7 protein-coding genes are annotated in these 7,094 nt (G+C 71.7%); 4 read left to right on the forward strand and 3 right to left on the reverse strand.

Annotated elements, in window-relative coordinates; genetic code table 11:
- Positions 1-133 precede the first annotated feature (133 nt).
- Positions 134-844: a DUF2293 domain-containing protein gene (locus ABD378_RS17395; protein WP_344521832.1), complete on the reverse strand. Its 711-nt coding sequence runs from the start codon at positions 842-844 to the stop codon at positions 134-136.
- Between the two features lie 97 nt (positions 845-941).
- Here ABD378_RS17395 and ABD378_RS17400 point away from each other — a divergent pair, with 97 nt between their 5' ends.
- From ABD378_RS17400 to ABD378_RS17410, 3 genes are all read left to right on the forward strand, one after another.
- On the forward strand, positions 942-1,574 hold the full coding sequence (locus ABD378_RS17400) for a nucleoside/nucleotide kinase family protein (protein WP_344521833.1): 633 nt from the start codon (positions 942-944) through the stop codon (positions 1,572-1,574).
- 107 nt (positions 1,575-1,681) lie between these two features.
- Positions 1,682-2,086, forward strand: a complete 405-nt coding sequence (locus ABD378_RS17405; RefSeq protein ID WP_344521834.1) for a PPOX class F420-dependent oxidoreductase — start codon at positions 1,682-1,684, stop codon at positions 2,084-2,086.
- A 193-nt stretch (positions 2,087-2,279) separates the two neighbouring features.
- Entirely contained in the window at positions 2,280-2,699 is a 420-nt protein-coding gene (locus tag ABD378_RS17410) for a CBS domain-containing protein (protein ID WP_344521835.1), read from the forward strand.
- A 52-nt stretch (positions 2,700-2,751) separates the two neighbouring features.
- Here ABD378_RS17410 and ABD378_RS17415 read toward each other — a convergent pair whose 3' ends face one another.
- Both ABD378_RS17415 and corA read right to left on the reverse strand, forming a co-directional pair.
- A complete protein-coding gene (locus tag ABD378_RS17415) occupies positions 2,752-4,926 on the reverse strand; it encodes a protein kinase domain-containing protein (RefSeq protein ID WP_344521836.1) in 2,175 nt (724 codons plus the stop codon).
- 48 nt (positions 4,927-4,974) lie between these two features.
- The gene (gene corA / locus ABD378_RS17420; RefSeq protein WP_344521837.1) at positions 4,975-6,111 is read right to left on the reverse strand and encodes a magnesium/cobalt transporter CorA; all 1,137 of its coding nucleotides are present in this window, start codon (positions 6,109-6,111) and stop codon (positions 4,975-4,977) included.
- Between the two features lie 147 nt (positions 6,112-6,258).
- Between corA and ABD378_RS17425 the strand changes: the two genes are divergently transcribed.
- Positions 6,259-7,059 carry a methyltransferase domain-containing protein gene (locus ABD378_RS17425; RefSeq protein ID WP_344521838.1) on the forward strand — a complete coding sequence of 267 codons (801 nt, stop codon included), beginning with the start codon at positions 6,259-6,261 and terminating at the stop codon, positions 7,057-7,059.
- Positions 7,060-7,094 lie beyond the last annotated feature (35 nt).

Below are 7,094 nucleotides of genomic sequence, written 5' to 3' on the forward strand. Positions count from 1 at the left end.
CGGGAAAAATCCGCCGCGAAGCGGCGGTTCAGGCGCACCCGCGACGCGACGCGAGGCGAGCCGACCGGACCGGCGGCAGGCCCCCGGCCAGGAACCGCTCGGCGGCGAGGCGGCCCACGCCTCGACACCCCCCTCAGACCGCCACCCCCTCAGACCGCCACCCCGCCCGCCCAGGGCCCTGCCAGGCCCGAAGCACCGCCTCCACCGCCGGGGCGATCCGGCGGCGGGCCTCCCCCCGGGGGACTCCGCTCATGAGGAGGCGGTCGTACGGCGTGTCCGTGTGCCGGACGGCGGCCACCACCGCCGCAGTCACCGCGACGGAGGACAGCGCCCGGCCCGCCGCGCTCCGCCCCACCCGCCCACTGCCCCGCACGGACGCGTGCGCGGCGATCGCACGGGACCGCTCATCGGGACACCCCGGGAAGAGACGGCGTATCTCGTCCGCGAAGGCAGCCGTGAAGCGGACGTCCTCCATGGCCCGGCGCGCCGCGTCCCGTGCCCGGCGGCGCGCCCGCGCCTCCGCGTCCGCGAGGCACCGCTCCTCGGCTCGTGCGAGCGCCGCCTCTTCGACGAGCACGCCCTGGCGCTCGTACCGGCCCTGGCGCCGGTTGAAGCGGACGACCACCGCCGAGAGCCCGCTCCCCTCGCGGGCCCGACGCGTCAACGCGGTGTCGCCGCGTGGCAGGAAGACGAGATGACCCAGGTCGGCGCAGTCCAGACAGCGCGGCTCGGTGTCCTCGATGACCAGGAGGGAGAGCGGCCCGCGTCGGCACTCCGCGCAGTGACGGCGCTTCAGGGGCTGGATGGCGAGAAGCCCGGTTCGGATGAGGGGAGTTGGTGCCATGAAGGGTTCATTCCCCGGGGCGGCGGGCGCGTACCGCCGCGGAAGGGTGGCGGGGGAGTCCGGCAGCAGAGCGGGAAGGCCCGGCATCATGGGACGGGTGCGACTCGAAGCGATCACCTGGGACCGGCTCACGGACACGCTCGCCGACCGCCTGCTCGACCTGAAGACGGCCGACGCGAGCCCCTGGCCCCGCATCGCCTTCGACGGGGCCCCGGCGGGCAGGCCCGGTGAGCTGGCCCGGAGCGTGGCCGACGCGCTGCGGGTGCGCGGTCGTTCCGCGCTCGTCGTCGGCACGGAAGGCTTCCTGCGCCCCGCCTCGCTGCGTCTCGAGTACGGTCGCGAGGACGTGGAGGCGTACTACAGCGGCTGGTTCGACACCGGCGCGCTCTGGCGCGAGGTCTTCGGGCCGCTGGATCCGGGCGGCACGGGACGGGTACTGCCGGACCTCTGGGACCCGGCCACGGACCGCGCGACACGCAGTCCGTACGTACAACTCCAGCCCGGCGCACTGCTGTTGCTGCACGGACCACTGCTGCTCGGCCACTGGTTCCCCTTCGATCTGACCGTCCACACGAGCCTCTCGCCGGGCGCCCTGCGGCGACGTACGGCGCAGAGCGAGCGGTGGACGCTGCCCGCCTTCGAGCGGTACGAGGCGGAGGCGGACCCTGGTGCGGTGGCCGACGTCGTCGTACGCGCGGACGACCCACGGCATCCGGCATGGAGCGGCTGACGGCCACCGGCCACGGGCCACCGAACGCCGATCACCGGCCACGTAGGCGTGAAGAAAGATATTGAAAGCCCTTTTACATGCACGTGCATGTAGTTAGAGTCTGGGTCATGACAACGGCACCGCTCCACTTCAGCGAATCGGTCCGCACCCTCCTCGACGGCAAGAACTTCGCCAGCGTCGCGACCCTCGGCCCCACCGGCGCACCCCAGAACTCGGTGGTGTGGATCAAGCGGGAGGGCGACACCGTGCTGTTCTCCTCCACCGCGCGGCGGCAGAAGGTCCGCAACCTCGAACGCGACCCGCGCATCAGCATCTCGGTCTTCGACCTGGCCAATCCGTACACATCGACCGAGATCCGCGGCGTCGCCGAGATCCTTCCCGACCCGGAGAAGCGGCTCCCTCACGAGCTCTCGCACAAGTACCTGGGCATCGACCCGCCCGGCGAGAAGGACGAGGAGGTCCGGGTGATCATCAGAGTGACCCCGGAGAAGATCGTCGGCTTCTCCGCCTGAGGCCGGGTGGTCCACGCCCGAGCCGCGACGGCGTCCGCGCCCCAGCCGCGACGGCGTCCGCGTCAGAGGCCCTGTCCCGTCAGGGGTGCCCGCCCCCGGCGTGCGGACCTCCGGGTGCCCGGCGAGAATGAGGGGCGCCGGGACTAGCGGTGCCTCCGCGCCGCGCCGGCCGTCCGGCCCCGGGAGGCAGCTCATGACCACAGCCGGAGACATCATGCACCGCGGCGCCCAGTGGATCCCCGCACATGAGACCCTGGACCGCGCAGCACAACTGATGCGTCAGCTCGACGTGGGCGCGCTGCCCATCAGCGACGAGAACGAGCGGCTCTGCGGCATCCTCACCGACCGCGACATCGTGGTCGGCTGCGTGGCGATGGGGCACGACCCGTCCAGGGTGACCGCGGGCGACATGGCCAAGGGCACGCCCCGCTGGATCGACTCGGGCGCTGACCTCGACGAGGTCCTCCAGGAGATGAAGGGCAGCCAGATCCGCAGGCTCCCGGTCATCGAGAACAAGCGCCTTGTGGGCATGATCAGCGAGGCCGACCTCGCCACGCACCTCGCCGACGACCAGCTCGCGAGCTGGGTCGAGAGCGTGTACGCGAAGAGCTGACCGCAGGCCTCTCACTCGCCCGCTCGGCCGCTCGCCCACTCGCCCGCCGGGTCTATCCCTTGGCGGCCACCGAGAACGTTCCCTCGTCCGTCACCCCGTAGAGCACGCCCCCCAGTGCCAGCGGGGCCACCCCGCTCGGGGACCGGTCGTCGACCGAGCCGCCCCCGGCGTTGTTGGTGTCCGTGGCGTCCTTGAAGGAGGGCGCCGCCGAACGCCAACGCTCCCGTCCCGTGCGGATGTTGATCGCGATGACACTGTCGTCGGGCATCGTGGCGTACAGGCTGTCGCCACGCACCGACGGCTCGCTGAAGATCCGCAGCTCGCGGGAGGTCGTCCAGAGCGGCTTGCCGCGCTTGAGGTCGAGCGCGAGCACGGTCTCGTTGGCGTAGTCGAAGAGATACATGGCGTCGCCGCGCACCAGCGGCGGCGCCTCCGGCTCCACCGCCCAGGGGAAGTCGATGCCGCGGACCTTCCCCGACGTCAGATCCTGGATGAAGAAGCGTGAGGAGACACCCGAGTCGTTCTCCCAGCGCGCGAAGTACCCCTTGCCGTCGTGCACCGTGGCCAGCCACAGGTCGCCCTTCGGCGCCTTGGTCCCGCCCAGCTTCCGGCCGGACCGCGCGTCGTAGCGGGCGATCTCCGACGAGCCGGGGACGCCCTTGCGCGGGGCGATCCGCAGATCGGCGAAGACCGTACCGTCCGGACCCGCGTAGAACGCGCCCGGCGAGTCGCTGGTCACCTTGTGGTGCCACAGCTCCCGGCCGGACCGCGGGTCGTACGCCGTGTACGTCGACGTGCGCGACGAGCTCAACTCGCCCTTGTGCACGACCAGTACGCCGCTCAGATACTGGAACTCCGCGTGCGGCCCCGGCAGCCGCCACAGCCTCCTGCCGCTCTTGGCGTCGTACGCGTCGACTCCGCCGGAGCCCTCCGCGCTGTACGTGAACACCGTGCCGGCGCCCACGACCGGGCCGGTGACCGAGTAGCCGGTGGTCGACTTGGGGCGGTGCATCGGCTTCGTCCATCTGACCTTGCCCGTCAGGGGATCGAGCCGGGTCAGTGCGGTGGTCGGCGAGGCGCAGTAGACGCCCTGTGCGTGCGGAGTGCAGGCCTCCGACGAGGGCATCATGTCGTCGCCGTCCTTCTCGGCGGCGACGTGCCACGGCCTCCAGCCCGCGGGGACCCCCGCCTTCGCGTCCGTGCCGCCGCCGCCCGCGCCGGAATCCGTGCCGCCCAGAAATGCCGCGGATACTCCGGTGCCGATCATGGCCACCAGCGCCACGGCGCTCGCGAGGACGACCTTGAACCGACGCCCCCGGCGCGGGCGTCGAGCGCTGGGACCCGTCGCCGAACCCGTCGCGCCCGTTGGTCCCTCGTCCGGGAGCGCGGCCAGCGCGTCGAGAACCTGCACCGGAGTGGGCCGGTCCTGCGGTGACTTGGCGAGGCAGGACATCACCAGCGGGCGCAACGCCTCGGGGAGCGCGCCCAGTTCGGGGTCGTTGTGCACGGTCTGGTACGCGGCCAGGTACGCGTTCTCCGCCTCGAACGGGCTGCGCCCCGTGGCCGCGTACACGAGGAGGGCGCCCAGCGCGAAGATGTCGACCGGCGGCCCGACGTCGCGCGGGCTGCTGAACTGCTCAGGCGCCATGAACGGCGGCGAGCCCATCACCAGGCCGGTCTGCGTCCGCACATCGCTGTGCGCGGCCCGGGAGATGCCGAAGTCGATGACGCGCGTCATTCCGCCGTCGCCGCTGCCGCTGCCGTCGCCGCCGTCCGCGCCACCCGCGGATTCGAGCAGCAGCACATTGCTCGGCTTCAGGTCGCGGTGCACCACCTCGGCGCGGTGGATCTCCCGCAGCGCCTCGGCCAGTTCGCCGCCGAGCCGCTTCAACCGCGGCCAGTCCAGCGGCCCTTGGTCGGCGATGCGCTGGGCGAGGGTGTCCCCGGAGACGTATGCCGTGGCCATCCAGGGCAGCGCGGCCTCCGGATCGGCGTCCACGACCGGTGCGGTGAAGGCGCCGCTGACCCGGCGTGCGGCCTTGACCTCTTGGCGGAAGCGTGCACGGAACTCGGGGTCGTCCGCGTACTGGGTGTGGACGACTTTGACCGCGACCGCGCGGCCCGACGCCGAGCGGCCGAGATAGACGACGCCCATGCCGCCGGTGCCGATCCGCGACTCGATCCGATAGCCGCCGATCGACTCCGGGTCATCCTCGCGCAGAGGCATCGGTCACCTTCCCCCACTTCCCCCCGTAGTTGGCATGGCCCGTACAGCCTAGAGCCAGCCGTTGCGCCGGAAGCCGCGATAGAGCGAGAAGCAGATGGTGACGATGACGCCGACCACCAGTCCATAGCCGTACTTCCAGTGCAGCTCGGGCATGTGGTCGAAGTTCATTCCGTACAGACCGCAGACCATCGTCGGCACGGCGATCACGGCGGCCCAGGCGGTGATCTTCCGCATGTCCTCGTTCTGCGCGACCGTCACCTGCGCGAGGTGAGCCTGGAGGATGGAGTTCAGGAGCTCGTCGAAGGAGGCGATCTGCTCCGCGACCCGCTTGAGGTGGTCGTCGACGTCCCGGAAGTAGGCCTGTATCTCCGGGGCGACCACCTGCATCGGCTGGGTGGAGAGGATCTGCAGCGGGCGGCCGAGCGGCACCACGGCTCGCTTCAGTTCGAGCAGCTCGCGCTTGAGCTGGTAGATGCGGCCCGGGTCGGCCTGCTCTCCCTCCTTGGAGAACACGTCCATCTCCACCTGGTCGATGTCGGCCTGCACTGCGTCCGTCACGACGAGATAGTCGTCCACGACGTGGTCGGCCAGCGCGTGCAGGACCGCCGCCGGGCCCTTGGCGAGCTGCTCGGGCGCGGACTCGAGCTCCTCGCGCAGCGGGCCGAGCGAACCGTGGCGGCCGTGCCGCACGGTGATCACGAACTCCTTGCCGATGAAGACCATGATCTCGCCGGTGTCCACCACCTCGCTGGTCGCGGTGAGTTCGGCATGTTCCACGTAACAGACCGTCTTGAACACGGCGAACAGCGTCTCGTCGTACCGCTCCACCTTCGGCCGCTGGTGGGCGTGGACCGCGTCCTCCACGGCGAGCGGGTGCAGGTCGAAGAGGTCGGCGATGCCCGCGAACTCCTGCTCCGTCGGTTCGTGCAGCCCGAGCCAGACGAATCCGTCACCGCTCTTGCGGACGCGCTCGACCTCCTCGACGAGGTCGCGGCCGCCCTCCTGGCGCACGCCGTTGCGGTACGTCACGCACTTCACCACCGCCGAGCCCAGCGGGGAGCGGGCGGGGTGGCTCAGGTCGACACGGCTGTGCTTGCGCACGAACTGGGCGACCCGCGCGACCTTCCGTAGGCCGCCTACCTTGCGGAGGTTCCCTACCTTTCGCAGGTTGCCTGCCATCGACATGCGTGGCTCCTCGTTCTGGTGACGTGACGTGCCAGTCTGCCAGTACGTTCCGTCAGTGCGGCCAGAGCCTGTGGGAACGGAATACTCCGCTCCAGGCCTTCGGAGCCGCCTCCCGGGAGCAAGCCGGGCAACCGGGATAATTGCCGTATGACGCTCATCGACGGCTATCTGACCGGCAATCGGAATCGGCACGCCGAGGGGGCGGGTGCGGGTCAGCGCTCCGAAGCCTTCTCCGCGCTCTTCGACCCCACGACCTTCCGGCACATCGAGCGGCTCGGCATCGGGCCGGGGTGGCGCTGCTGGGAGGTCGGCGCGGGCGGCACCTCCGTCGTCTCCTGGCTCGCCAAGCGGGTCGGCCCCACCGGGCGGGTCCTCGCGACCGACACGGACATCTCCTGGCACACATCGGCCGCCCGCACGCCGGTCGAGGTGCGCATGCACGACGTGGGGGCGGACGCGCCGCCCGGCGGTGGCTTCGACCTCGTCCACGCGCGGCTCGTCCTCGCCCGGGTGCCGGACCGTGAGCTCGCCCTGCGGTCGATGATCCGGGCGCTGCGTCCCGGGGGCCGCCTGCTGATCGAGGAGGCCGATCCGGCCCTGCAGCCGCTGCCCTGCCCGGACGAGCACGGGCCGGCGGAGCAGTTGGCGAACCGCCTCCGGGGCGCGCTGCTCACCCAGCGCGGCGCCGACCTCGCGTACGGCCGCGGTCTGCCCCGGCTGCTCCGCGCGGCGGGCCTGCGCCAGGTGGAGGCCGACGCGTACTTCCCCCTGGCCTCGCCCGCCTGCGCGGCCCTGGAGGCGGCCATGGTCCAACAGTCCCGCGCGGCCCTGACGGCGGCGGGCCTGGCCACGGAGGCCGACATCACCGACCACCTCGCGAACATCGCCGCACAGCCGATGGACCTGGCCACGGCCCCCCTGATCTCAGCCTGGGGCCGCAAGGCCTAGCCCCCAGCCCGAACAGCCCCCCCCCCCCCCCCCCC

This window comes from Streptomyces rectiviolaceus (genome assembly GCF_039533825.1).
Taxonomy (GTDB): domain Bacteria; phylum Actinomycetota; class Actinomycetes; order Streptomycetales; family Streptomycetaceae; genus Streptomyces; species Streptomyces rectiviolaceus.